The sequence below is a fragment of the Kribbella sindirgiensis genome, from assembly GCF_004331435.1.
Classification (GTDB): Bacteria; Actinomycetota; Actinomycetes; order Propionibacteriales; family Kribbellaceae; genus Kribbella; species Kribbella sindirgiensis.
In genome coordinates this window covers 1-809 of sequence record NZ_SJKA01000044.1, presented here as the reverse complement: position 1 = coordinate 809, position 809 = coordinate 1, and the positions used below count along the sequence as shown (strand labels likewise).

Sequence of the window (809 nt, the reverse complement as noted above, 5' to 3'; positions counted from 1 at the left end):
AGGTGATGTGCGTCGCACATGACCGGTGGCGCGTTGCAGATCACGCAGCCGCGGTCGCGGGTGTTCAGGGCGCGGCGGATGGCCTTGGTGACGAGGCGTTCGCGGCGGCCGACGTCGAGGGGTTCGGAGTTGGAGCCGAGCACGACTGGGATGACGCCTGCGTCGCAGGCCAGGCGGCGGATGGTGGCTGCGGACAGCCCGTTGCTGTAGACGGTGTGCCCGATCGCGTCCGCGGTGGCCGCCTTCAGGTCCTGGAAGTCGATGGTGACGGTGAGGTTCGCTTTCGCCCCGAACCCAGGCACGGTGTCCACGACCCCACCACGCGAACCACCCGCGCCATCACAAGCCTGGCCAGCAGCCACACCAGCAGCCACAGCAGCCGCTTCGGGCCGTTGGCCCGGCACCGCCCCAGCATCCGAGCCGTTCACCGCGTCGACCCTGGTCTCCGTACCACCCGCCTCCGTACCACCCGCCTCCGTAGAACCCGCCTCCGTGGAACCAGCGTCCGTAGAACCAGCGTCCGTGGAACCAGCGTCCGTGGAGCCAGCGTCCGTGGAGCCGGTCGGCGTGGAGCTGGCGGGTTTGCCGGTCGGGCGGGGCATTGTGGGTGAGGGAGTGCCTGCGTCGAGGGCGGTCGCGGCCAGGGTCAGTGTGGTGGTGAGGGCGTCGGCTTGGCGCTTCTCACGGGAGCGCGGGTCAGGCTCGCCGTCGAGGGTCTTGTGCGGGCGGGCGCCGGTGGTGATCAGGGTGCGGAACAGTTCGGCGTTGTCGTTGGCCAGGTACCCGGTGAACTTCACGCCGTGGTCGGC

General features: G+C 70.2%; 1 protein-coding gene. It reads right to left on the bottom strand.

The window, feature by feature from the left end; translation table 11 throughout:
• The coding region (locus E0H50_RS42665; protein ID WP_238151733.1) for a DUF222 domain-containing protein at positions 1-809 on the bottom strand (809 nt) is incomplete at both ends.